Below are 24,701 nucleotides of genomic sequence, written 5' to 3'. Positions count from 1 at the left end.
AAAGTTAGAAAAATTTACTCGAATGACTTGATTTTAGAGAGGGTCAATCCGGTGAAAATCATAGTAGGACCAACCAAAGTGAGGATAGCGGGAACCAAAGGAATCCAACCGCCTTGAGTCAAGACAATCCAGCAAATTCCATATAAAACGAGAATGGTACTACTAATAGCAATCCATTGTGGGACGGGTTGAGGAAACAACCAGATGAGCAATCCCCCCAGGAATGACCATCCTACTATCCACAGCATATTAACCCATTGAGGCCACCACCAAATTAAAGGTCGCTGATTTTTTCCCTCTAGTTGACCCTCAAATGCACTGATTAGCTGACTGACAACATGAGCGTGAATACTTAACTGGTTGACGTCACCATAAGGGGTCAAGAATAATTTTTGTACAATTGGGTCAGTTACTCCGATGAAAACGACCTTGCCTGAAATGTCTTCGGGTTCAAAAGCATTCGTCTGTTGTAGCACATCTTGGATACTAATTTGGCGACCAATCTGATTGATATTTCTAGTTTTGCGATAGCGAATCAAAATTTGACTACCTAAACCATATCCTTTCAAGTTCTGATATCCTCCCGTGCGATTGACAAGTGAAGGAATTAAGAAAGAGCCAAATTTCCAATTTGTATGGGGTGTCTCGATATCAATTGGGGAATAATGATATCTTAAATACCGTTCAAATAATTGCAAGGCTAAAGAATAAGGCGTAACACAATGACTTTCCCAGGGAAGAGGATTACTTCTCGTAGATAACAGATAGCGCCGGAGTTCCTTTGTTTGTGTAAAATCTTGATCTCTATATAAATCTATAAAACCAACCTGCTTTTCTGGATCCTGGATGCCCGATAAAGGTTTTGTGCTTTCACCTAAATTATTACCATTATTACAGACTGAAACCACATTGTCTTGAAAGGAATTAAGCTGGGTAAGAAGTGCCTCATGTCCGCCCGGATAATTGACATTTTCTATCGGAACCTCACGAGTAATATTTAGCCCGATCGCTGCTGGATGATACTGATTTATTTTTTCTATTAATTGTGCTAAGATAGAATCGGGTATAGGATAGCCATACCGCCGAAGATCATCGGTATTGGCTCCGATGAGTAAAAGTCGAGTATCACGATTTTCTGAGGGAAGCTGGCGCATTAAATGGTCAAACGCATACAATTCAAGGGTTTGTAGCTTGCCGTGCCATTGGGCGCTCAGGACGAAGAGAGCGATCGCAAAACTTGCCGCCAATGTGCGCCGCAGTTTTTGCCATCGCAGACTGGGGGATTTCACCCAGGGGACTGGAGATACCTGGGGTGAAATCTCTGGAGGGGGTACAATCGGTTTGCGTTGCGATAACTCCGCCCAAGTCGGTGGTACTTCTGCGGGATTTTGACAGATAATGGGTAAGCTGCTACAACCCGGATATTGGGGAAAGTATTCTAATTGAGCTTGCGATCGCCTCACAGCAGTATATAAAGGTACACCGGAGGCATATTCGCTCAAAAATACTTTTAAAAAACACTGAGCTACTGAATCTGGAACGGGTTCTTTCATGACGATCGCCACCGGCAGTTGCAATCCCGCCAGCTTTTCCGCTAATCCCAATCCATCACAAGAGTTGAAAATTGCCAGCTTTAATCCCTGACGAATCGCTGTCTTTAACGCCTCTTGAAATTGCCGAAGTTCTAAATTTTCGGTCTCATTAATATAAATAATTCCATCTTTGCCTTTGGTTTGGCTATGCCCGGAAAAACAAAAAACATCCCATCCTTGCGGATCCCGGAGTTTCTCAATTAATTTCCTCCCGGTGGGTTTATTTAAGGTTTCTACTTCTGCTTCGGTAAGCTGCTGAAGGGCCATCCGGTCCGGTTCTAAATCCAGATGGTTATCACTTCCAAACACCGCCAAAATTCGCACAAAATTCCCCTGCCTTTCCCCCCGATTAAGGGATTCTAGCTTTTTATACTCAACAGGACTAAACCCAATTCCTATCTGTTCTGTCCCGGACTGCGAGTCAAATTTTTTTAATAAATTCCAGGTTAACCAAGGGAGTTTCCACAGTTGAGAATCCGATTGAATCACCAGGCGAACTTCAGGGGAATGCTTCCCTAAATAAAACGGGATGTCTTGCTGGATTTCTTGCCATCCGCGATCGGTACAAGAATCTAACCAGTGTTCCATATTCTCTTCTAACAGACGGATATATTTTCGGCAAGCCTCAAAATCATCATCCCTAGAAATATTGGGGGGAATATCATCAATTTCCCATTCTTGATCCCAGCTATTTCTACCTCCATTAATTAAATTTCTAAAACTGATCTGCCAATCTTGATAGAGGTTTTCTAACTCTGGGTCAGCCGGTAAATAGCCCACTCGTTCGAGCAAGCATAAACCTTCGGGGTCATTTCTAACTTGTAACCAGACGGTAAATCCTGGATTGATATCACTGGAGACCAGTTTTAAAACGAGTGTAATTCCCATCGAGCAGGACTCCCCTATTAAATAAACTTGACTTGTGCTGATTTAGGCGATAAAATCCTCCGTAATACTCGATTCTTTTAGGGATACCCTGACGCGAAAGTGAGTACCGGGAGGCGGACTAAACCTCAATTGAATTAAGTTGTCTTGACCTTCTCCAGTGCGATCGCCTCTGGATTCAGCTTCTCGGATGGTTTCTTCTGATGCCGAGAGAACGCTCAATTTTAAATGGGGGGGCAACTTCCCCGATGAAGTCGGTTGGACTTGGAGATGTATCCCTAATTTGTCATCACTCTTGGGCATAATTGCCACAATTAAAGCCACAGAATGACCTTGGAGAGACATTCCCCAATCTAGGTATCGGGCTTTTCTGATGCCTGCTTGAGGATGTCCGGGACTAATTTTACCTAAACTCAGTGCAGCTTGCCAACGGGTTTCCTCATCCCGGGCGGTATGCAACAATTGAGTTAAAGCAGCGATCGCCTCAGAATTACCAAATCCAAGTTCCCCTAAAACTCCTGCCGCATGACGACGAGTTTGCTCTAATTCGTCCGGTTGCAACAACCGAATCACCGGCGCGATCGCCTGGATTGTCTCACGTTTTCCACGCACTGCGACGGGTGTCGGAGGTACAAACAATGCCTCAAACTGTTGCCATACCCCGGAAATCGCCGCCAATCCTTCCTCCATTACGGGATGTAACCATTGTCTTAACTCCTGTAAAGGTTGATGGGAGACAACATCTGGGTTTTTTCCCATCCGGCGATCGCACAGGTGCTGCCGCCATTCCTGATTATCTAACAAAGCAGCCCAGGTTTCAAACGAAATTTCCCCTTGCAGTCTGGGAGAATAAATTGATGGATTCCCCAAAATTTCCACCCACTTTTTTGCTTCGACTTCCGATAGGGGTGGTAAAGATAAAATCGGTTCTTGCACCTGGAGTCCCCGTGTTATTTCCATCACCGTTAAGTCTGGGATTAAATCGGTCATTTCCAATCCATAAGTTCGGGTATTTTTATCATAGTTTCCTTCAGTTTTTACCTGTTTATGAGTGCCAAATCCTGGGATTTGTATCCAACAATCATCCTCATCCCCATCTAAACTGACAATAATGGGCAGATAATAATCCCCTAGCCAGTTTGGATGATCTACCCACTCCTGTGGAACATCCAGAAAGTCCGACTCAATTTCATCCATTGGGATGAGGATAAATCGAGTTGAATTTAACTCAATTGCAGTGCCGTTGACCAATTCTAAACTCTGAACGAGTTGTTTTGCGGGGGGCCAAATCTCTGGGGCGGGTAATCCTTCCTCTTGTGCCCATGCTTCAAACCAGGGTAAGAGAGTTTTGACGGTGAGCCAATTGAGATAGGCTTGATATCGTGTGATTGTGTTCGAGTGGCGATCGGCTATTTCCCATGCCTGTTTTTGGTCATCCGGAGCAATTTTAAAACACATTCCTTCTGAATTTGTTGGAACTGATGACTGATTTCCTTCCTGATTTTTAAAGTTCATTTTCTAGTTCTCCTTAATCCGATCTCTCTAAGTTTTTTAACCAGTCTTCTATCAACTGAGTGATTTTCTGACGTTCAATTCGGGTCCCCAGAGGCAGTTTAATGACCTCCGAAAGCTCCTGTAGCAAGTAAGTTTCTAATTGACAAATTCCTTCCCAAAATAAGTCATGTACCCTTTGTTCATCTCGCCCTACTCCCTCAGTCATCGTTTCTAGCGAAACCCGATAGGTGTAGTAAAATTCCAAATTTTTCTGGATATCGGGAGAAAGCAAATTAAAGCCTTGGTTTAAGGTGTGGTTTAAGGCGGTTTTGTAAAAGTCATAAAGCCACTTGTCTACATACTGCTTTATCCAATTCTTTAGGGTAGTGAATAAATATTTATGCAACTGACTTTCAATATGACTCAGATTAAATTGGACTTGATCTAGCGGGAGTGCGAGGCGATCGCCAATTTGTTCCACCGTCACTTTCTGTCCATATCGTAAGGACAATAGTTCTCGGTCCTCAAATTTTAACGTCTTGATTGCTTCTACTAACGCTTGCGCAATCAAATCCCTTCGATTAGGGGATAAAAAATTTTTCTGTAACCACCCTTGTACAGACTCCATTGACCTCGCTTCCGGTTGACTTAATTGAGTTAAAGCACTCAAAAGACGGGCTTTATAGGTTTTGAGTTTGCGATTTACGCTAGATTGATGAAGCCTCAGCAACTCACCAATTTGATTTTGAGTCAGTCCGATTCCATATTTCAATAGTAGAATCCGATCTGGATCAATCAATACCGGGCGATCGCCTAGTTGAATTTCCAGAATACTGCTGCATCCTCTGAGTTCGGTTTCAAATAACTTATGGATCCGATGGATCTGACTCTGGGGAGAATCTGGGCAATCTTCTTCAAAACCTTCCTCCAGGATAGCCTCTTCTGATTCTGGATTGGGGTCAGGTATTTCGAGTCCCTGTTGTTGCTGAAGTTCCTCAATTGAACTCCGATTATGTTCTCGTTCTCTTTTATCTTTTAATGCCTTCAGACAACAGTGCATCCAAGATTCAATCTGTTCTCCATTGCTAGGCGGATTCGCTGCCACTTCCGGCAAAGCTGAACGCAAGAGTCTTTGGGCATTATAAAAGTTAGCCGTTTCCGCAAAATCTTCCCCTTGGGGTGTAGGCCAAATTTCCCCCTTTCTTCTGTCTCCTCCATTAATTCGATTCGCTATATAAACTTTTTTAAAGTATTTTCGGGCTAATAAAAGTTGGGGAATTTGGTCGGTTCCCAGGTAAACCGATTCTAAAGCCTGGGCTATTTCATAGTCCGGGGCTTTACACAATAACCGCCAGTAAGAGTAACGACCCACATCAGTTTCAGATTTAATGGTGCGCATTAAAACCGATTGTAAATAAGTAGAAAATTGTGCCGGTCCATTGGGTTGATATTTTCTTAAAACTTCGGCCAATTTATCTTGTTTTTGTAGCCAAAGTCGGGCGATGGTAAAGGCATCTTCCCATAAGATTTGAGAATGAGTGTCCACGATCGCCCGCGCTGCTTTATGACAAATCGGTTCATAATAACTGGCTAAATGCTGGAATGCCAGTTGCTGACGATCAGGCGGTTCCCACCGTTGCGGAGGCGGGGGATCTAGGGCAAGGGCAATCCAGAACTGTTCTAATCCCATCCCATCTTCACGGCGATCGCACAACTTAGCAAAGTTTGGGTCTTGGGTTATATATAATTGAAAATTACGTCTTAAACGCGGTTCAGTTTTCCATTCCAGCACCCAGCGCCCCCCTTCATGATTTGATCTGAGATAGGACGAAAATTGGTTGACGTTAGGGGAACGCCGGGGTGGGGTAGGAATCGGGTTGGGGTTCGATGGACTTAACATTCTCGTTCTCGGTTCGCGAATCGTTAGCTCACGGAAAGCCGTCGTTTTTGGGTTCTAAAGATTTACTAGGATAGTCCATCGCCAATTATGCAAAAATGCCTTGGATCAGGACCGGAACCCTGCATATTTTTGAGCCATTCATCCTAATAAAGCACTTAGAGGGCGATCGCCCCTCATGAGTATCCTGGGCTGATAGCGAAGGCCCTACCGCGATCGGTATCTTTGATGGGAGGATGGCATCGAATGAAGTTCTATGGGTTCCAATGGCTGTTCGGTCAACGGTTTTTTCCCCGAAGAGACCGCAAGAATACTCAAAGCGCTCCGATTAACTCGGAAGCGGTGATCGCTGAGTCTGTTAAACGGGCGATCGTCGATGAAACCATCGTTCCCTATTTTGGAGGAAGAGTGCGGTTTCAACATTCCTGGTGGCCCGCCTTATGTCCCCATCAGATTACCCTAAGTCCCGGTGAAGTTGTGTATGTGGTGGGACGCCATAACATTACCCTACTGGTGGAACCGACTACGCCGCATCTAACCCCTGGGGATTCTCCAGAGGCTGTTTCACCGGAGTGATCCGGTATCGGAATAAACAAGAATGCAAAATCCCGCCGATACTCCCCTCAATTCGCCTTCAACCGGGGAATTGAGGGGAGTAATCGTGCTGGAAGGCGGATAAGCCCCTGGGATGTGCTCCATTGAGACTCAAAGCCGCCAAAAATTAATCCCTCAGTATGCAATCTCAGGCTATAACTAAGAAAATATGTCCGAAAAAGTTGGTGCTTTCGGAGTGGTCAACGCTATGCTCATCGATCAATCCAGTCAACATTGAACTCAACCCACAGCGGCGATCGCCCTGCCGGAGCACCCCTCACTGTCCAACGCCCCACCTGTCCTCCGAGGTGGGCAATCTTCTCCCTCTTTTGGCGCAACCCCAGCCCCAGCCAACCACTCCTAGCCAACAGCGCTTAACCCGCTTAAATTTGGGGAATACTCTCAGTAAGCATATTAAATCAACCAGCCATGACAAACTTCGCATCACAGCGGCGTGCTCTAGTTGTACAGAATGCGTTTTCTCCCTTCGGCAATAAGCTCATCCAAGCAGGTTATGCCGATCGCGAACAAGTTCAACGCGCCCACATCGAAAGTCGGAAATCAGGGAAGCCTCTCACCGAGGTGCTCGAAGCCATTACCGGAAAGCAACTGCCCCCCGAGTTGCTCAGACAGTATAAAAAACAACAGCTTTTTGAACTGAAAATTGTCTATGGCGTGGAAGCCTTGGATCCGGAAATCACCGAACTGTCACCGGAACAACTCGGTCCACTCCTAGAGACCTTGCTTCCCCTGGAAAGTTGCCGTCGCCATCGCATCTTACCCATCTCTCGCAATGAGGGCGACTCCCCTTCAGTGTCCGTAGCAATGGTCGATCCGGACAACTTAGCCGCCCTCGACGACTTGACCCGGATTCTGCGGCCCCAGGGACTGAGCCTCCGCCGATTGGTGATCACACCAGAAGACTATAACAACTTACTCAATCAATATTCTGACGAAAAAGCCAAAGAACAACAGGCTAAAGCAGAAAAAGCTAATCAACTCGATTTAAACCTCAATGCTGACGTCTTCAATGAGGTAGATGGGGAATCCCTTGATGACGCCCCAGAAGAAAATGAAGACATGAACCTGGATGCGGCGTTGCGTGGGGCCAACGACGCACCGATTATTAACACCGTTAATAAAATCTTGGCGAAAGCCCTCTCCGATGGCGTCTCCGATATTCACGTCGAACCCCAAGAAGAGTTTCTGCGAGTGCGGATGCGGAAAGACGGCGTACTCCACGAGTTTGCCCGGTTACCCAGTAAAATTACAAATGCCTTGACCTCTCGGTTCAAAATTATTTCCGACATGGATATTGCCGAACGTCGGAATGCCCAGGATGGACGGATTCGGCGGATCTTCCAGGGACGCACCGTGGACTTCCGGGTGAACTGTCTGCCGTCGCGGTATGGCGAAAAACTCTGCTTACGGATTTTGGACAACTCCTCCACCCAGTTGGGATTGGATAAGTTAATTTCCAATCCAGACAGTTTGGCCCTAGTCCGGGAAATGGCGAGTCGTCCTTTTGGGTTAATTTTGGTGACGGGACCCACGGGTTCAGGGAAATCCACCTCGTTGTATTCGGTGTTAGCCGAACGGAACGACCCCAGCGTAAATATTTCGACCGCAGAAGACCCCATTGAATATGCCTTGCCGGGGATTACTCAATGTCAGGTGATTCGGGCCAAAGGACTAGACTTTACCAACCTGTTGCGGGCGTTCATGCGGCAAGACCCGGACATCATTCTGGTGGGTGAAACGCGGGATAAAGAAACAGCGAAAACGGCTATTGAAGCGGCCTTGACGGGTCACTTAGTGTTAACCACCCTCCATACCAACGACGCTGCCGGGGCGATCGCCCGTTTAGATGAAATGGGGGTTGAACCCTTCATGGTCGCCGGTTCTCTAATTGGTGTATTAGCCCAACGGCTGATGCGGCGGGTCTGTAGCGAATGTCGCATCGCTTACACCCCCACCCCAGAAGAACTCGGTCGCTTTGGTCTCTCCGTGTCAGGGGAAACCAATATCACCTTCTATAAAGCCAACTCCATTCCCCCAGCGGACCGCAAAGCCGCCCAAGACGCCGGGACCTTATGTCAGAAATGTGGGGGCGGTGGATATAAAGGCCGGGTTGGGGTGTATGAAGTCCTCAAAAACACTGAAAATCTGCAAATGTTAATCTCTCAAGGTGCCCCCACCGAAAGGATTAAGGAAGCTGCGGTGGAAGAAGGGATGGTAACTTTGCTCGCTTATAGCCTCAACCTGGTTCGAGAAGGTCATACAACCTTTGAAGAGGTTGAACGGGTGACGTTTACCGACTCCGGCTTAGAAGCTGAACTCAAAGCCAAACGTAAAACGGGTTTGACTTGCAAAGCTTGCGGTGCCGGATTGCAGCAGGAGTGGCTTGATTGTCTGTACTGCTTAACGCCACGCTTTCAAGAGTAACCAGAATAAGGCGATCGCTCTAACTTTGCAGGGCAATTTACTTTCAATACAATCTAAACAGACATTATCGGAGAGAACGCAACTATGGCAGGTCTGGTCATTGAAGATATTATGGAGTCCCTGGTTGAACAAGGCGGCTCAGACATTCACATTCAAGCCGGTGCACCCATTTACTTCCGCGTCAGCGGGAAACTGACTCCTCAGCCCCAATTTGGGGAAAATCTCGCCCCGGAAGAATGTCAGCAAGTCATCTTCCAAATGCTCAATAACCAACAACGCAAAACGTTAGAGCAGAACTGGGATTTAGACTGCGCTTACGGGGTCAAAGGTTTGGCCCGTTTCCGCGTCAACGTTTATCGGGAACGCGGCTGCTGGGCCTCTTGTTTACGGGCCTTGGGTTCCACCATTCCGAATGCGGATAAGTTAGGGGTTCCCCAGGTGATCCGGGAAATGACCGAGCGTCCTCGGGGCCTCTTGTTAGTTACGGGTCAAACAGGTTCAGGAAAAACCACCACGATGGCAGCATTGCTGGATCTGGTTAACCGTACCCGCGCCGAACATATCCTCACCGTGGAAGACCCAATTGAGTATGTGTTTCCCAATATCAAGAGCTTATTCCACCAACGGCAAAAAGGAGAAGACACTAAGAGCTTCTCCAATGCGCTTAAAGGGGCGCTACGTCAAGACCCGGATATTATTCTTGTTGGAGAAATGCGGGACTTTGAGACAATTTCTCTAGCCGTATCTGCCGCAGAAACGGGTCACTTGGTCATGGGAACCCTGCACACCAACTCAGCCGCCGGTACCGTAGACCGGATGTTGGATGTGTTTCCCCCGGAAGTTAAACAGCAAATCCGAGCACAGATGGGGATTTCATTAATTGGCATTTGTAGTCAAAACTTGGTTCCTAAGATTGGCGGCGGTCGGATGTGCGCCCAGGAAGTGCTCGTCAATAATGCAGCTATTGGCAACTTAATCAAAGAAGGAAAGACGGCGCAGATTTACTCCATGATCCAAACCGGGGGTCGCTTGGGAATGCAGACGATGGAAATGGCCCTGGCTAAACACTATAAAGATGGCAAGGTTTCTTGGGAAGCGGCCATGAGTAAAGCGGTGAAAGCCGATGAACTGGAACGGTTGATCGGACCCTCACCGGCCCTCACCAATACAGCACCAGGTCACTAATTGGGTTTGCAGGAAATGGGGGGAGTGCGTTAATCCCTCCCCCTCAATCCTTCCACTCTGCTGATAAACCCCCGATCAAGAGCGTCCGTTGTTAGGATGGAATCAGCCATTGCTAAAGCAATTTACTGAGGCTTCAAATCCTTCCATCTCTGCACTCTCTCAATTTATCCCGCATAGGAGGTTAACTATGGCAACAAACGTTATTACAACGGAAGAAAAAAAGAAAGGCTTTGATTTTGCCACACTTGAAGAGAATTTCAGTGTGGCAATGGCTAAAATGACGGTGAAAGACAAAGCGGTTTTTTCCCGTCAGTTAGCGGTGATGTTTAACTCCGGTGTGGCGTTAATGAAAGCGATCGCCATGTTGGGTGAAACCTCAGATAATGCCAAATTAAAAAAGGCCCTGCGTCAGATTAAAGGGGAACTCGAAACGGGCGTCCCACTTTCGGAGGCGATGTCTAAATTCCCGGATATCTTTGATGACCTTTACTGTGCAATGGTAGAGTCCGGAGAAATCGGGGGGGTGCTTGACATGGTGCTCAACCGACTCGCCATTGCCTTAGAAAAATCCGCCAAAATCCAAAACCACATTAAATCCGCCTCCGCCTATCCGAAAGCCGTGGGAAGTATTGCCGTCATCGTGTTTTTCGCTATGACCACCTTTCTACTGCCGACCTTTGCAGGCATTTTCAAGGAATTGGGGGCAGAATTACCCATGTTTACTCAAATTATGCTTGGAATCAGTGAGTTTACTCGGACGCCGGTTAAAATCGGTTCCTTAATTGTCTGCCTATTTCTTCTGGTTACTGCCTACAAAGCATTTTACAAAACCCCTCAGGGTCGCTTAATTTGCGATCGGATGTATTTGAATCTGCCCGTGATTGGGCCGTTAATTAAACTCACGGCAGTTGCTCGTTTCTGTGGCACGTTTTCCATGTTAACTGGCGCGGGTGTTCCTATGCTCAGTTCTTTTGATATTGTGGCCCGTACCGCAGGAAATCAGGTAATTGCTAATGCCATTAGCAATGGTAAGTCCGAGGTCGAACAAGGGGGTAGCTTAACGGAAGCCTTCGAGAGAGAAAATATCTTTCCGGCAATGGCAATTTCGATGATGCGCATTGGAGAAGAAACCGGAGAATTGGACAAGATGCTGTCCAAAGTGGCCGATTTTTATGAAGATGAAGTTGAACAAGCGGTTAAAGGTCTCACCAGTACCCTGGAACCGATTATGATGGTGGGGATTGCTGGAATGGTCGGTTCGATTTTGATGTCTATGTATCTGCCCATGTTTGCTGTGTTTGAGAAACTCGGATAAACCGAGGGGAATGAGCTGGATTGATGAACCGATTCCTGACCTGAAATGCCAAGAACCGGCGGGGTTTATGAAAGCTTTCCCCGCTGTCAATCTGATTTCGGTTTCTTGATAGGTCTCATTGACAGGGATGCTGATTCAGTTTAGGTCAATCCAGAAGTTGAAAAGTATTGAAAAATCATGTCTCTTAAACAATACCATTACGAACAGTTACTCGCTGACTATAGCAATCGGGCTAGTGCGATCGCCCTGCTGCGGCAGTATCGAACCTATTTGGAAATGATTCCAAGTATGCGCCGTCCCCAGGAAAGTGTCATCCCGATTCCCTTACCGAATATCCGCATTCGCGAAACTATCTCTTCCCATTCTCCCAGTGGATTGAATGCTAACTCCGGTGAGGTGATTTCTTTACCATGCGATGTCGCAATTTTGATGTGTGACCCGGATTGGAAGGTAAAAATGGGGGGGGAAATCTTTGTGTTTATTCATCGCCCAGAAGAAGATTTTTCTGATTTACTCCGCCGATGGCGACAAACTCAAATGTGGTTGTCTCACGCCTACGAATGGTTAATGCCCCTGCGTTACCAATACATGATTGGGGAAGGGTCGGATACAATTTATCCCCTATTTGTAGTATTTGATGATACCCCCGATCGCATTAAACGCGGTCTCAAAGGGGCTTCTCTCCCCTTCGTGGTTCAAAACCTCAGTGGATTGAGTGAAGAGGAGGAACCTATTGAGGAGGAAGCGGAAGATATTTTTATTTTCCAGGAAGAAGAACGCATTGAAGAATAGTTGCTGCTCTGCACGGATATAATAATAGGAGATTACCAAGGGTTACGCCAGGGTCCAAGGTTATTCAGGTGCAGTTCCGATCGCCCTTTATGGTAATTATTAAGTCTATAAAATTACCCGATATGGGTGAAATTGTCAAGCCTTTTGTCGAAGTTTTAGACCCATTCCCTCATTACCCCTCGAAATCCCGATCGCCGGGAAACAATAGAGGAGTTTACGATCGCTAAATCAGTCTTGTTGTGGCACAATTATATCCTACCTAAATGCCACTTTTAAAACTGGCACAGGGTTCCTAATTCTTCCCCCCTTCGGCAATAAAATCAAGCAGAATAAGCTCAGGAACCCCTTGGATTTTTACACCACTGAAAACCAGAGATGGAGGGTATTTTTTATGAACAAAGTTCCTTTACAACAACACACCACAGCCTGGGTTATCCAAGTTTGGGCTTCCTTTGCGATCGCCTTAGCAGCGACTGGCGTAGGCATCGTTAACTTACCCGTCACCAATTGGGTTAAAGGTTATATGGGAATGGGTGTCCTCTTCACTGTTGGCTCATCGTTTAGCCTCGCTAAAACCCTGCGCGATCGCCATGAAGCAGAAAAACTCACCTCAAAAGTAGAAGAAGCACGAGTCGAACGCATCCTTACCGAACATAACACCTTGAGATAAACCCAAAAAAGCCCCAACAGTCATCAACCATTGAGGCTTTCTTGAAAAATCGGGTAGCTTGCTAACCATTCAACAAAAAGAATAAAGTTTCGCCTCCTTGAAGTTGGTCAAGCGCACCCCTCTAGTCGCTCACTGGCTTCTTTTTTTTGCGCTTAGACACTTCTTTTTTCCGGCGCGTCCCCACAACGGACACCGCCTGTTCCACCGGATATCCCACCCGGGGAATCACCTGATACAGTCGCTCTTTTTCCAGTTGCTTCAGTTCGGTGTAATCCACCCAGTGAATGCAATCCACTGGACAGGTGTCGATCGCCTCTTGAATCACATCCTCCGGGTCTCCGTCTTGCCGAATCACCCGAGAACGTCCATAATCCTCCTCAATATAGAAGGTATTTCGCGCCACATGAGCGCAATGTTTGCAGCCAATGCAAGTCGGTTCGTCCACATAGACGCCATTTTGTCGCAATGCGCCGCCTAACTCTGGCTCCAAACCTGAACGTTCCGGGGCATCCCGTAACGCGCCACCTAACTCCGGTTCGAGACCCGAACGGTCCAGAGTTTCGGGGGTTGAGAACTCAGAAAAATCCTCCATTAGCTGGCCCAACGTTGCAAGACAACCCGGATCGAACCATCTTCATTTTTCTGCTGTTCAGCAATTTGAAACCCTTGTTTCGCCGTTTCATTCACCACGGTGTGATACGCATAGCGCTGGGTGACTTCATTCAGAAAACGATTCACCGTCCAGGGTTGCTGCCAATATTGCAAATCTGCTACCAGGGAATATTCTTGGCCGTTCCAGGCAAACCCGATGTCATACCCATTCTCTTGGGCGATCGCCACTTCGGCATTGTGGGTTAGCCCTTTATAACCCCGAACCTCCGTCGGCCCGGATTTCCAGTCAATTCCCAACTCCGTTAACGCCGATTGCAACGAAGTCAGATTGCGAATTTGGGTCTTAATTTGGCTGAAATGTGACATAGTGATGACTCTCTTTTGCTGACAATTGTGAATCTAAAGGGACCAGAAACAATTAAATTGCAGTTTTACAAAAATTTACCACTCACTCCAACTCGCTTGGGCGGTTGCAGTCTGGGACAGTTCTACCACTTGGGCAAAATGTTCCGAAGTCTTCTCCTGGACAAGGACCTGTCCCAGTTGGGCTTCGATCGCCGCTGTGACTTCTGCACAGGATGCACCGACAATGCCAGTGACTTTTTCCTGCACTCGACCATCGGGGTAGATGACAAATTCGAGTGTTTCCATGCGTTTGGTTTGCGTTTTAGGTGGTTTTAATTCATCCGCAGGCAATCCCTAGCACGGCTAGTCATGCCTTTGGGTCAATTCGGGGTTCCTAGACTGCCCAGCTTGGCAAGTCCTGTTAACTTATTGTGACCAATCGAATTATATTGAGTCATACCTTAACAAAATTTATTACCGATTAGAGTAAATCACTCAATATTTGCTAAGTTTCCCCTAAGTTGAGGGAGTAGTCAAGTGATCCCCGCTCCCAAATCTGGAGGCGCTGCCCCTTGGGTCCCACCCCTTTCCAACCCCTCCCCATCTCCGCCATTGCTCTACAGTCAGGCTGCTTTACCTCCTGCTAATCTAGGACCAACCCTCTGGAAACATTGACACAATTGATGCTCCCCCCTAAAAATTTTGATACGTCTGGCCCCAGTTTTTAAATTCATAATTCTTTACAAATCCTGGCGCATCTCACCTCAGAAACCGTGATGCTGCTCAACTTCCGTTAGATAATGAGAATCTGTTTAATTCAAGGAATCCCCCATGAGTAACCCGCAAACCGCCCACTCCCCAAGCCAAACCCCCCTCCGCATCGGTGTTCTCGGGTTTGGCGGCTTAGGACAAGCTGCCGCCCGAATCCTGGCCCCGAAACGCGAAACTTTGTGGGTGGCTGCTGCCGATAAACAAGGATACGCCTACAATTCCCAAGGTTTAAATCCTGATGCCTGCATCACCACCTATCATCAACAGGGTTCCCTCGGCTACCTCGAACCCGGTGGCATCCTCAGCCAAGACAGCATTGCCGAATTAATTTCTCAAGCTGAGGTGGATGGGTATTTCCTCGCCTTACCCAACCTCCCGAATACCTTCATGGCATCGGTGGCGAGACAATTTATTGAGTCGGGATGGCGTGGCGTCTTAGTGGATGCGCTCAAACGCACCAGCGCCGTTGAACAGTTACTCGAACTCCAGGATGATTTACAAAAAGCCGGGATTACCTACATGACAGGCTGTGGTGCTACCCCCGGCTTATTAACCGCTGCTGCGGCTTTAGCCGCCCAAAGTTACGCCGAAATCCATAGCGTGAAAATTACCTTTGGCGTCGGGATTGCTAACTGGGAAGCCTATCGCGCCACAATTCGCGAAGATATTGCCCATATTCCGGGTTATACCGTAGCTCAGGCGATGGCGATGAGCGATGCAGAGGTCGAAGCGTTGCTCGATCGCACCGATGGCAAATTGGCCTTGGAAAACATGGAACACGCTGATGATATCATGCTGGAATTGGCGGGAATTTGTTCCCGCGATCGCGTCACCGTGGGCGGTATTGTGGATACGCGCAATCCCAAAAAGCCGCTAAGTACCAATGTCCAAATTACGGGTCGCACTTTCGAGGGGAAAATTTCGACTCATACCTTTACTCTCGGGGATGAAACCAGTATGGCGGCGAATGTTTGCGGCCCTGCGTTTGGGTATTTGAAAGCCGGAGTGCGCTTGCATCAACGGGGAATTTACGGGTTGTTAACAGCAGCGGAAGTGATGCCGTTGTTTGTGCAGTAAGTCTGAGGGGGCGATCGCCGGTTGAGTATTGAAGTGCGATCGCCCCCGAGTCTGCTTAAGTCAGGCGATCAGGGAGGGAACCGCTTCTGTCAACTCTTGGAATACTGCACCGCGATCGAGCAAATCCTGTTTCACCTCCTCCGAAAGCCCCATCACCTTAGAAAAAATCGCCCCTTCTGCGATCGCGCCATTCAAATTCGCACCCCGCAACCGCACCCGCACCAACTTGGCATGATTCAACTTCGCATCCACCAACATCGCCCGAAACAAGTTCGCACCTGTGAAGTCCGTATAATGCAACGTCGCATAACTCAAGTCCACACCTCCCAAATCTGCATCTGTGAGGTCCGCACCACTGAAATCCGCCCCACTGAGATTCGCGCCAGTCAAATTTGCGCCGGTCAAATTTGCCCCACTCAGATTCGCACAATAGAGATTAGCCCCGATCAGGGTAGACCGGAAGAAATCACACCCAATCAGTTTAGCCCGAAATAGATTAGCACCAAACAAGCTCGTGCGAAAGAAACTGACACCACTCAACTCCGCATTACTCAGATCCGCCCGAAACAGGTCCGTATCGCGAAAATCTCGTTCTCCAGCAGCATATCGTTCTAGTAGTTCGTTAGCATCCATATTTTTAAGGGGGTTATTTTACGGCTTACTCTTCTATTTTCTCAGAATAAGGCGGTTATTTGGGAAAGTTTAATGTTTGGCTAACAGTTGGGGTGGTGATAGCTTATGGGTTGGGAGGGGGTTGGAGGGCGATCGCATCACAGTCCAGTAATCCATTAGTCAGAATGCTGGTACTCTGGCCCATCAAAAACTATCGCTTCATCATGTACATTCAAATAAGTCAATAATTTTTTGACATTTTCACAACTGCTGTTGGCTGACAAGTTGGTTTCCAAATAGAACCCTTCTACAAATTCCTCTGGATTCCTCTCACCCTTAATTCTGGATTAATGAAACGACTGATTTCTCTGACGATTAGCTTGCTTATTCTGGCGGTTATCTACTGGAAAATTGATTTTCCCCGGTTGGTCCAGGTGTTCCAAAATTGCGATCGCCTCTGGATGGTGGTGAGTTTGGGAATGGTGGTCCCCCTGGTTGCGATTACCAGTTGGCGTTTACAGCAGCTTGCACCAGCGAGTTCGGGTCTGGATTTTCCCGAGGCAAATCGGCTGATTCTGGCTTCTAGTGTGTTAAATATGGTATTACCCTCGAAAATGGGGGATATTGCTAAGGCTTATTTTATGCGCGATCGCGGGCATTTAAATGGGTCTTTGGCTCTATCTTTGGTGGTGTTTGAAAAAGCCTGTGACTTGCTCTCCCTGCTCTTATGGTGCGTTTTTGGCTTGCTCTTATATCCCGCGAAAGATGCTTTGTTTTGGGCGATGACAACGGGGGTTACCGGGGGATTAATCGTCGGGTTATTGTTGTTGAGTTCGCCTCGGTTTGCGCGGGGCTGTTTTGGACTAGCTTCCCGTTTTGCACCGAAAAAGGTTAAAATCAAGCTGGATAAATTGCGCTTTTCCTGGGGGGAAATGCACGATTACTTTTGGGGCGATCGCCGTCGGTTAGTGACGGTTACGCTTACTTCTATTTTCCTCTGGTTTTGCCACCTCTTACAAATTTGGTTTTTTATTCTCGCCCTCAATACCTGGACGCCATTTTTAACTAATCTAGCCCTCTCTCCTTTAGCTATTCTCGCCGGTTTAATGCCCTTAACCTTTGCCGGAGTCGGAACCCGAGATGCTGCCTTAATTCTGTTCTATCAGCCCTATTTTGGAGAAGCAACGGGTGCAGCATTGGGATTACTCTGTACCGCTCGTTATTTGCTCCCGGCAATTGCGGGATTACCGTTTTTAGAGCGATATTTATCCACCCTACGCACCCAAAATCGTTAGGAATCCTCTACAATTGATTTTCCCGAAAATCACTGCTGTTTAAGTATGAATTATTTACGCAAATTCCTAACTGCCCCTATTTCCAATCGATTCAGTCCCGTTGTTATCTTTTGGTTCAGTTTGAGCTTGACTTTTGCGGTGATTTATGGGGCAATGGTACTGCAAAAAGCTTTTAATGGTGAATATATAGTTCAGGATGATGCGAGGCAACACGTCTTTTGGATGCAGCGATTTGTAAACCCGGATTTATTTCCGGGGGATTACATTGCCGATTATTTTCAATCCGTGGCCCCAGCAGGATATACGGCGGTTTATCGCGGGATGGCGCTGCTAGGAATTGAACCCTTATTGTTAAGTAAGTTGCTGCCGATCGCCCTAGCTATTATCACTACAATTTACTGCTTTGGATTAACCTTGCAGTTGTTTCCGGTCCCATTGGCTGCTTTTATTAGTAGTGTCTTGCTAAATCAAAGTCTCTGGATGAAATTTGATGTGGTTTCCGCAACTCCTCGGGCTTTTTTATATCCGCTGTTTGTAGGATTTCTCTATTATTTATCGCGGAATCATTTAGTGGGCAGTTGTGTGGCGATCGCCCTCTTAGGACTCTGTTATCCCCAGTATGTATTCATCGCTTCTGCCATCTTAGCCCTGCGTCTAATTTCTTGGCAATCCGGGCGGATTTCTCTCTCTCATAATTGGCGGGATTATCTGTTTTCCGGAATCGGTTTAGCTGTAGCCTTTACGGTGATGTTGCCTTATGCGTTGAAAACTAATGAATATGGTCCGGTTTTAACGACTGCTGACGCCGTGACTTCCCCGGAATTATGGCCGGGAGGACGGAACCCATTTTACCATGAAAATCCCTTTTATTTTTGGTTAATTGGAGAGCGATCGGGAATTCTTCCCCCTTTATTACCCCCGTTGATTTGGGGGGGAATTTTCTTACCTTGGGTTTGTCGGTATCCTTCCCGGTTTCCGTTGATTTCTCAACTCTCTCAGGCATCACAGTTATTAAAAAATCTGATATTGGCAGCAGTTCTAATGTTTTTTGCGGCCCATTCTATATTATTTAAACTGCATCTACCCAGTCGGTATATTGACCATAGTTTTAGAATAGTTTTAGCCGTTACAACGGGGATTTTGATTGCCATTCTCATAGATTGGGCATTGGAGGTTTTAACGCCGTTTTCAGGGCAGGGAAAACAGGTTATTGCAGCAGGCATGATGGTATTTTTCACCGCTGCCTTAATTTTTTATCCTAACTATACGCCGAGTTTTCCTCGCACGAATTATCGTCCGGGACCTTTGCCCGATTTATATCAATTTTTCCAACAGCAACCCCAGGATAGTTTAATTGCATCTTTAAGCGGGGAAGCAAATAATTTACCGACCTTTTCCCATCGGTCTATTTTAGTCGGGCGAGAATATGCAATCCCCTATCATCAGGGATATTATCGCGAATTTAGTCAACGGATGCGGGATGTAATTCGCGCTCAATATAGTGGGGATAAAACAGTGGTGCAAAGGGTGATTGAACAGTATGACATCGACTTTTGGTTAATTGAGCAATCGGCGTTTGAACCGGGGTATTTTACCCGGAATCGGTGGTTGCAACAGTATCAACCGGAGGCGGAGGCGGCGATCGCCTCCTTGGAAACGGGAAATCTGCCCTTTGTTGCCGAGGCGATCGCCCGTTGTACGGTGTTTAACACGGGAGATTTGTGGGTGGTCCAATCTCAGTGTATGATCAAAGATTAAGAGTAAATTCTCTGCTCCATTCACAGGGGTTAATTCCCTTCCCTTTCGCCAAATTCACTCTCTTGTCTATGGCAATGCCCAATTTGCATCGATTTTTGACAGGTCCCTTGGAAAAATCTCCAAAATCTACCGTGATTTTTTGGCTGACTTTAACATTAGTCTTTGCTACATTTTATGGAAGTTTAGTATTACAGCACGCGTTTAGTATCGACTATGTAGTACAAGATGATGCACGGCAGCACGTTTTTTGGATGCAGCGTTTTATCGATCCGGAATTATTTCCCAATGATTGGATTGCGGATTATTTTCAATCCGTTGCACCAGCGGGATATACTGCCTTCTATTGGATAATTGCCAAGTTGGGCGTTTCACCGATGCTGCTGCATAAACTCCTACCTCCTATTTTAGGATTAATCACAACGGTTTTCTGTTTTGGCATCACAATGGAACTGTTGCCGGTGCCCGTTGCAGGATTTATCAGTGGGTTATTGGTCAATCATTATATCTGGATGCGGGATGATGTGGTTTCAGCAACTCCCGTGGCGTTTGTTTATCCCTTATTTACTGGATTTGTCTATTATTTGTTGCGGAACAACCTTGTTGGAACAGGGGTATTCGTTGCCCTTTTGGGGTTATTTTATCCGCAATGCTTGTTGGTTGCGATTGTAGTTTTAATTTTACAAGTTTTGCGTCTGACTGATTGGCGTCCTCATCGGAAGCAACCAGGAAAGCTGTATCAATTTTATGGCAGTTTATTCGGAATTGCAGCAATCGTTATTATCGCGTATATGTTGAAGTCCGATGATTATGGTCCGGTGATTACTGCTGCTGAAGCTAAAACTTTGCCAGAGTTTTTAAAGCGGGGTAAAAGTGAGTTTTTCAGCGAGGATTGGGGCCATTACTGGTTTACGGGTCAACGGAGTGGGATGATGCCTCGATTTGGCATAATTTCCCCGCTGATTTTAGGAGGAATTTTACCCCTTCTACTCCGTTTTCGTGGGGCTTTTCCTTTGGCGGGGCAGATCAAACAGGCAGGGATTTTGCTGGAGATCATGCTGGCATCGTTAGGAATGTTTTTCCTATCTCATTTGATGTTATTTGAATTACATTTACCCAGTCGCTACACGGAACATACCTTTCGGATTGTCAGTGCGATCGCGGCGGGAATCACCGTCACCCTGGTGATGGATGCACTTCTAATTTTGGGGGAAAATATAAATCAAAAAACTATCACTCGGGTTGGGTGTTATGTGATTTTAGCTGCCCTTATTTTAGAACCTTTAGGGTTAAAAAGATTTCCTCGCACTGATTATCAATATGGGTATTTTCCGGCCTTATATGAATTTTTTGCCCAACAGCCCAAAGATATTCAAATTGCCTCAGTTACCGATGAAGTAAATAATATTCCTTCGTTTAGTCAGCGGTCAATTTTGATTGGGAATGAAGGGTATGTCGTCCCTTATCATGAAGGGTATTATGCGGAAATCCAGGAACGGAGTCTCGATTTAATTCATGCCCATTACAGCCCCGAATTAACCGAAGTTAAGCAGTTTATCACCGACTATGATATTGATTTTTGGTTGATTGAGGAGGGTTCGTTTACCGCCTCCTATGTGAAAACCGATCGCTGGATGATGCAATATCAACCGGCAGCGAATCAGGCGATCGCCCAAATGGAGAAGGGAATGACCCCGGTTTTAGCCCAGGTTGGCGATCGCTGCACCGTATTCCACTTCAATAAACTTGCCGTCTTAGATTCTGCCTGTATTCTCACTTTCAATTCATCGGATCTATGATCTCATCCCGATTTTTTCGCATTATCTCTAACTCCTCGCGACAAGGGCAGATTTTCTGGCTGATTGGAACCCTCGCTGTGGCGGTAATTTATGCGATTTTCGCCTTGAAAATTGCTTTATCTCACCCTTATATCATCCAAGATGACGCAAGGCAGCACGTCTTTTGGATGCAGCGGTTTTTAGATGCCGATTTGTTCCCTGATGATGTGATGGCAGACTATTTTGAATCCGTGGCCCCGGCTGGATATACAACCTTATATCTGATTGGGGCAAAACTGGGAATCAACCCGTTTTTATTCAATAAAATCCTGCCCTTAATTCTGGTTTTTGTCGCTACTTTCTATTGCTTTCAAGTGGTGATAGAGCTTTTTCCAGTCCCCTTTGCCGGGTTTATCTGCGGATTGCTGTTGAATCAAAACTTTTGGTTACAAGATGATATTCCCTCCGCCACCCCTGTTGCTTTTGCCTATCCCTTATTTTTAGCCTTTTTGTATTACTTCTTGCGAGAAAATCTTATTTTAACGGGAGTAACTATTGCCCTCTTAGGACTATTTTATCCCCAGTGTGTTTTCCTAGCGTCGGGTCTTTTATTGTTCCACTGTTTATCCTGGAATCAGGGCCGGATATCTCTATCTCCTCACCGGAAAAACTATTTATTGTCCGGAATTGGTTTAAGTGTAGCCTTTGCGGTGATGTTACCTTATGCGTTAAAATCTTCTGAATATGGTCCCGTTTTAACCGCTGCCCAAGCCCAAATTTTATGGCCCAGCTTTTTTATTGATAATCCTTGGGAATATTGGTTGTGTTGGCGGCGAACCGGGATTTTTCCAAGTGAATGGTGCGAACTTTCGTTTAGTTTGCCTCAAATTTGGTTAGGGCTTTTATTGCCGGTTTTATTGAGATTTTTTACTCGGTTTTCCCTAGCTGAAAAAATTAGCCCTCGCCTGATTATTTTGCCGGAATTATTGTTTGTTTCATTTGCTATGTTTTTGGCGGCTCATGCCCTGTTATTTCAACTGCATCTTCCCAGTCGATATACGGAACATAGTCTGAGACTGGTGATGCCGATCGCCGGGGCGATTTCGTTGACCTTAATTTTAGAATGGCTGGTTCAAAAACTACAGACGACTCGGGCCAAAACCTACAAATTTATGTGGGGAATAACCGCTACTACCTTGTTGACCATTTTGCTAATCTATCCAATTCTGTTAAGAAAATTTCCCGACGTCGATTACAAAATTGGCAAATTTTCACCCCTCTATGAATTTTTATCCACTCAACCGAAAGATACATTAATTGCTGGCATTGCTGAAGAAACCGATAATCTACCAGCTTTCACCAATCGGTCTATTTTGGTCAGTCCCAGCTATGTGATTGGATATCATCAGACTTATTATCAAGAACTCAATCAACGGGCAATAGAAATTTTGACCGCTCAATATAGTGAAAAATTGGATGCAGTCCAGCAAGTGATTCAAAAGTATGGAATTGATTTATGGATTGTAGAACGGTCCGCCTTTACCCCAGAGTATTTAGAAAAAAGTGCCTGGTTACGCCGCTTTCAATTGACTGAAACTCAACCGCTTTTTAAGGCTGCCCAACAAGCGGAGGCAGCACTACGACAGGGAACAGTTCCGGCATTAGTGGGAGCGATCGCCCCTTGTACTCAGTTTGAGGCGGGCGATTTTGTCGTACTCCAGGCGGAGTGTCTGACAAAGCGCCCCCGGTAGCGATCCCCCAAATTTGAGGCGATCGCTCCCTTATTTTTTACCTTTCCCCGAGGGGAACTGATCGATCTGCGCGGAACCATAAAAGACGATTTCCTGGTTTTGCAGTCGGATCCGATCTACCCGCAATTGGCTTCCCTCTAAAGCAAATTTATCTAAGTCCAGCAAGTCATTGACATGATTAATCAACTGCTTACCTAGATCAACCGCCTTCTCGTCTCCCCCATAACTCACTTCGATAAATTGGATTTTTCTGCGTTCTTCCACCTCAACACTGGCGGTCATATCCAGGGCGATCGTTGTGTCAGAGTTGCCGAGACTCACTTGGGACAGAATTTGAATTCTTTTATCCGGCGTGAGGTTGACCTGAGTTTGGTGAAAATTCAGGGACTCACCTTGATACTGTAATCTTTGAAGTTTTTCGACTACAAACGGTGTATTAAAGGAAGTGTTTAAGTCAGCTTCGGTTAAAACCACTCTCATGCTGGCGCTGGTGGGTCGTCGTAACTGGACTTGACCGGCAAAAATCGCGCCAATATCAATGGCAACGGCTTGCAGGTACAATTCCATGTTCTCGATCCGCAGGCCATTATACATCAGCATTCCTTTGCCAATGAAGTCAAAGCCATCGACGCTGCCCTGCAACAGCTTGGTTACGGGTTCTGCTCGGACATTGGCTTCAACTTTTTCAGATTTCTTGAACAACGCAGCGATCGCGGCACCCGCTACTTTACTAACGAGAGCATCACCACTTTGATTTTGAAACGGTTTACTGCCAAACAATGAGGATACCATTTTTTTGCAGGTTTGTTTACTGCTCCATTATAACGGTTCATTACAAAATGTAAACTTTTGTGATGGTTATGGAGGCTATAAGAGAAACCAGGGGAGAGAGCCCGGAAGAGGGAGAAAAAGAGGGGACTGCCCGAGGTTGATTTTCAGGTTATCAATCCCTTAAACCTATACCCCGTAATTCTTTCAAGGGTTCAAGTTTGGGGAGAACCCTGCCCTTCCCTTCGGAAAAATAGGGTGGGGTCTCTACCCAGATGGGAGGGGATTGAACTCAAAAAATCTACCTTTTTACGGAGAAATACCAGCGAAAATCCATTCCCTAGTTCATCCTTGGGGCCTTCTCCGGTCTCCTAAAGGCGTCCCTTCCACACAAGCGCCTTCCAGTCTTGCCCCTAGCCATTGCGTTTGCTCCATCGTGGCACAGAATAAGTTAGAGCCGGTTAAATTGGCCCCGCAGAAAATGGCCCCATTGAGATTGGCTTCTTCTAAGTCAGCGGAGGATAAGTCAGCACCAGAAAGGTTGGCGGAGGTCAGTTCGGCCCCTTGCAGAAAAGCCCGATTCAGGAGGGTCCCGCGCAAATCCGCTCCGCGCAAGTCTATTCCGCTTAAATCCAATTGGCTACAAACGGATCCAGCTAAAAAAGCTCCCGCCAAGCTGGCATCACGCAGATTGGCATCAACTAAAATGGCCCCAGTGAGGTCGGCATTGCGACAATCAGCCCCAGATAAAATGGCCCCCGTGAGGTCGGCACCGCGTAAGTTGGCGCGCAATTGCGCCCCGCGTAGGTCGGCCCCTGAGAGATTGGCTCCCCTTAAATTGGCTCCTTGCAAGTCCGCCAGGGCCAGATGAGCGCCGCTTAAGTCGGCACCGGAAAGGTCGGCATTTCGCAAATCTTTAATTTTTCCTTGTCGAATCGCTTGTAAATCCATGAGTGTTGGGGGAGATGGGGGAGATGGGGGAGATGGGGGAGAGATGGGGGAGATGGGGGAGATGGGGGAGATGGGGGAGATGGGGGAGATGGGGGAGATGGGGGAGATGGGGGAGAT

At 46.6% G+C, this 24,701-nt stretch carries 20 protein-coding genes; 11 read left to right on the top strand and 9 right to left on the bottom strand.

What is annotated here, in order from left to right; translation table 11 throughout:
- Positions 1–14: 14 nt before the first annotated feature.
- The 3 genes from NG796_RS02855 to NG796_RS02845 are packed head-to-tail and all read right to left on the bottom strand — an operon-like array spanning position 15 to position 5,763.
- A complete protein-coding gene (locus NG796_RS02855; RefSeq protein WP_261204413.1) occupies positions 15–2,480 on the bottom strand; it encodes a CHASE2 domain-containing protein in 2,466 nt (821 codons plus the stop codon).
- A gap of 42 nt (positions 2,481–2,522) precedes the next feature.
- Positions 2,523–3,992, bottom strand: coding sequence for a DUF1822 family protein (locus NG796_RS02850; RefSeq protein ID WP_261204412.1), 1,470 nt, complete (start codon positions 3,990–3,992; stop codon positions 2,523–2,525).
- A gap of 13 nt (positions 3,993–4,005) precedes the next feature.
- A complete protein-coding gene (locus tag NG796_RS02845; protein ID WP_261204411.1) occupies positions 4,006–5,763 on the bottom strand; it encodes a sigma factor-like helix-turn-helix DNA-binding protein in 1,758 nt (585 codons plus the stop codon).
- Between the two features lie 351 nt (positions 5,764–6,114).
- Here NG796_RS02845 and NG796_RS02840 point away from each other — a divergent pair, with 351 nt between their 5' ends.
- The 6 genes from NG796_RS02840 to NG796_RS02815 all read left to right on the top strand — a co-directional run bounded on the left by NG796_RS02840 (position 6,115) and on the right by NG796_RS02815 (position 12,869).
- Entirely contained in the window at positions 6,115–6,444 is a 330-nt protein-coding gene (locus NG796_RS02840; protein WP_261204410.1) for an NfeD family protein, read from the top strand.
- Positions 6,445–6,891: 447 nt separating this feature from the next.
- Positions 6,892–8,907: a GspE/PulE family protein gene (locus tag NG796_RS02835; RefSeq protein ID WP_261204409.1), complete on the top strand. Its 2,016-nt coding sequence runs from the start codon at positions 6,892–6,894 to the stop codon at positions 8,905–8,907.
- A gap of 84 nt (positions 8,908–8,991) precedes the next feature.
- Positions 8,992–10,092 carry a type IV pilus twitching motility protein PilT gene (locus NG796_RS02830; protein WP_261204408.1) on the top strand — a complete coding sequence of 367 codons (1,101 nt, stop codon included), beginning with the start codon at positions 8,992–8,994 and terminating at the stop codon, positions 10,090–10,092.
- A gap of 187 nt (positions 10,093–10,279) precedes the next feature.
- The gene (locus NG796_RS02825; RefSeq protein WP_261204407.1) at positions 10,280–11,407 is read left to right on the top strand and encodes a type II secretion system F family protein; all 1,128 of its coding nucleotides are present in this window, start codon (positions 10,280–10,282) and stop codon (positions 11,405–11,407) included.
- A 177-nt stretch (positions 11,408–11,584) separates the two neighbouring features.
- Positions 11,585–12,199, top strand: a complete 615-nt coding sequence (locus tag NG796_RS02820) for a hypothetical protein (RefSeq protein WP_261204406.1) — start codon at positions 11,585–11,587, stop codon at positions 12,197–12,199.
- A gap of 391 nt (positions 12,200–12,590) precedes the next feature.
- Positions 12,591–12,869, top strand: coding sequence for a YiaA/YiaB family inner membrane protein (locus NG796_RS02815; protein ID WP_261204405.1), 279 nt, complete (start codon positions 12,591–12,593; stop codon positions 12,867–12,869).
- Between the two features lie 121 nt (positions 12,870–12,990).
- Here NG796_RS02815 and NG796_RS02810 read toward each other — a convergent pair whose 3' ends face one another.
- The 3 genes from NG796_RS02810 to NG796_RS02800 all read right to left on the bottom strand — a co-directional run bounded on the left by NG796_RS02810 (position 12,991) and on the right by NG796_RS02800 (position 14,132).
- Positions 12,991–13,461 (bottom strand): ferredoxin, encoded by a 471-nt coding sequence (locus NG796_RS02810; RefSeq protein WP_261204404.1) that lies wholly within the window; start codon positions 13,459–13,461, stop codon positions 12,991–12,993.
- A complete protein-coding gene (locus tag NG796_RS02805; RefSeq protein WP_261204403.1) occupies positions 13,461–13,847 on the bottom strand; it encodes a DUF1257 domain-containing protein in 387 nt (128 codons plus the stop codon). Before NG796_RS02805 ends, NG796_RS02810 begins: the two co-directional genes overlap by 1 nt.
- Positions 13,848–13,922: 75 nt before the next feature.
- Positions 13,923–14,132, bottom strand: a complete 210-nt coding sequence (locus NG796_RS02800) for a DUF2997 domain-containing protein (RefSeq protein ID WP_044196389.1) — start codon at positions 14,130–14,132, stop codon at positions 13,923–13,925.
- Between the two features lie 525 nt (positions 14,133–14,657).
- On the opposite strand from NG796_RS02800, the gene bioU reads away from it, so the two are divergent.
- Positions 14,658–15,674 carry a (S)-8-amino-7-oxononanoate synthase BioU gene (bioU, locus tag NG796_RS02795; RefSeq protein WP_261204402.1) on the top strand — a complete coding sequence of 339 codons (1,017 nt, stop codon included), beginning with the start codon at positions 14,658–14,660 and terminating at the stop codon, positions 15,672–15,674.
- Positions 15,675–15,734: 60 nt separating this feature from the next.
- Here bioU and NG796_RS02790 read toward each other — a convergent pair whose 3' ends face one another.
- The gene (locus NG796_RS02790) at positions 15,735–16,307 is read right to left on the bottom strand and encodes a pentapeptide repeat-containing protein (protein ID WP_261204401.1); all 573 of its coding nucleotides are present in this window, start codon (positions 16,305–16,307) and stop codon (positions 15,735–15,737) included.
- A 329-nt stretch (positions 16,308–16,636) separates the two neighbouring features.
- On the opposite strand from NG796_RS02790, the gene NG796_RS02785 reads away from it, so the two are divergent.
- From NG796_RS02785 to NG796_RS02770, 4 genes are all read left to right on the top strand, one after another.
- Complete coding sequence (locus tag NG796_RS02785) at positions 16,637–17,581, top strand: lysylphosphatidylglycerol synthase transmembrane domain-containing protein (RefSeq protein WP_261204400.1); 945 nt, start codon at positions 16,637–16,639, stop codon at positions 17,579–17,581.
- A gap of 45 nt (positions 17,582–17,626) precedes the next feature.
- Positions 17,627–19,339 carry a hypothetical protein gene (locus tag NG796_RS02780; RefSeq protein ID WP_261204399.1) on the top strand — a complete coding sequence of 571 codons (1,713 nt, stop codon included), beginning with the start codon at positions 17,627–17,629 and terminating at the stop codon, positions 19,337–19,339.
- 68 nt (positions 19,340–19,407) lie between these two features.
- Positions 19,408–21,135 (top strand): hypothetical protein, encoded by a 1,728-nt coding sequence (locus NG796_RS02775; protein ID WP_261204398.1) that lies wholly within the window; start codon positions 19,408–19,410, stop codon positions 21,133–21,135.
- Entirely contained in the window at positions 21,132–22,865 is a 1,734-nt protein-coding gene (locus NG796_RS02770) for a hypothetical protein (protein ID WP_261204397.1), read from the top strand. Before NG796_RS02775 ends, NG796_RS02770 begins: the two co-directional genes overlap by 4 nt.
- Before the next feature lie 30 nt (positions 22,866–22,895).
- Here NG796_RS02770 and NG796_RS02765 read toward each other — a convergent pair whose 3' ends face one another.
- Both NG796_RS02765 and NG796_RS02760 read right to left on the bottom strand, forming a co-directional pair.
- Positions 22,896–23,657 carry a DUF2993 domain-containing protein gene (locus tag NG796_RS02765; RefSeq protein ID WP_261204396.1) on the bottom strand — a complete coding sequence of 254 codons (762 nt, stop codon included), beginning with the start codon at positions 23,655–23,657 and terminating at the stop codon, positions 22,896–22,898.
- A 321-nt stretch (positions 23,658–23,978) separates the two neighbouring features.
- Positions 23,979–24,584: a pentapeptide repeat-containing protein gene (locus NG796_RS02760; RefSeq protein WP_261204573.1), complete on the bottom strand. Its 606-nt coding sequence runs from the start codon at positions 24,582–24,584 to the stop codon at positions 23,979–23,981.
- Between the last annotated feature and the right edge of the window lie 117 nt (positions 24,585–24,701).

Source organism: Laspinema sp. D2d, assembly GCF_025370755.1.
Lineage (GTDB): Bacteria > Cyanobacteriota > Cyanobacteriia > Cyanobacteriales > Laspinemataceae > Laspinema.
Note: the sequence above shows the minus strand (reverse complement) of the source record. Positions and strands in the feature narration are given on the sequence as shown.